This is a genomic window from Streptacidiphilus pinicola, assembly GCF_003258295.1.
Classification (GTDB): Bacteria; Actinomycetota; Actinomycetes; order Streptomycetales; family Streptomycetaceae; genus Streptacidiphilus; species Streptacidiphilus pinicola.
Genome location: NZ_QKYN01000280.1, coordinates 1 through 1,224, shown reverse-complemented (window position 1 = coordinate 1,224; position 1,224 = coordinate 1). Strand labels below are relative to the sequence as shown.

At 72.5% G+C, this 1,224-nt stretch carries 2 protein-coding genes; both read left to right on the top strand.

Annotated features, from left to right (window positions below; all coding sequences use genetic code 11):
• The coding region (locus tag DN069_RS39160) for an acyl-CoA thioesterase (protein ID WP_207892428.1) at positions 1–281 on the top strand (281 nt) is incomplete at its 5' end.
• 147 nt (positions 282–428) lie between these two features.
• A partial coding sequence (locus tag DN069_RS39155; RefSeq protein ID WP_243640344.1) for an MFS transporter occupies positions 429–1,224 on the top strand: 796 nt, incomplete at its 3' end.

Genomic DNA, 1,224 nt, shown 5'->3' with positions numbered 1-1,224 from the left:
CCACCCCGGCGCCGTGCCCGTACGCGAGCGACATGACGCTGCTCGACTCGGTCCGCGTCCCGGTGGAGCCGCTGTGGGGCAAGCGGCACTTCGACATGGCGTCCCTGGACCACGCGATGTGGTTCCACCGCCCGTTCCGCGCCGACGAATGGCTGCTCTACCAGCAGGAGTCCCCGGTCGCGGTCGGCGCGCGAGGCCTCGCGCGCGGACAGATCTTCGACCGCAACGGGTGCCTGGTGGTGTCGGTGATGCAGGAGGGCCTCTTCCGCCGCGTCGACTGATCTGGCCTTCCTCCTCGGTGGGCTCCCTCCCCCGTCCGGCCCGCACAGCCGGATGGGGGAAGATGACTCGTGCCCATAGAACAGCAGTCCGATCACGCCGCGTCTCCCAGCCCCTCCGCCGGCCCCACCACGTCGCCGCTCCGCCCTTTGAGCCGGCTGGGCCGTGCCGTCCGCGGGTCGCTCGCCGACATCACGCCGCTGCGCGAGCACCCGCACTACCGGCGGCTCTGGTTCGGGCAGGCGGTCTCGAGCATCGGACAGCAGATGACGGCGCTGGCCGTCTCCGTCCAGGTCTACGCGCTGACGCACTCAGCGCTGGCCACCGGCCTGATCGGTCTCTGCTCGCTGCTGCCGCTGGTCGCCTTCGGCCTCTACGGCGGCGCGATCGCCGACCGTGTCGACCGCCGCAAGCTCGGCCTCGCCGGCGCGAGCGGCGCGGCCGTCCTCTCCGCGGTCCTGGCCGTCCAGGCGCTGCTGGGCCTGCACACGGTCGGCCTGCTCTACGGCATCGTCGCCCTCCAGGCGGTCTGCTTCGCGATCAACGCCCCGGCCCGCGCGTCGATGATCCCCCGCCTCGTCCCGGCCGAGCAGCTCCCGGCGGCGAACGCGCTGGGCAGCCTCAGCATGAACCTGGGCCTGACCGTCGGACCGATGGTCGGCGGCCTGTTCATCGGCCTGTGGAGTTTCCAGGCGGCCTACCTCGTGGACGCCGTGGCGTTCGGCGCCTCCCTCTACGCGATGTGGCGCCTGCCCGCGATGCACCCGGAGGCGTCCAGCAGCGGCAAGCGCGTCTCCGTCCTGGAGGGCCTGCGCTTCCTGCGTGACCGGCCCAACCTGCGGATGACCTTCATGGCTGACATCGCCGCCATGGTCTTCGGCATGCCCCGCGCCCTCTTCCCCGCCCTCGCCGCCACCCTCTACGGCGGCGAGGGCGGGGAAGAGG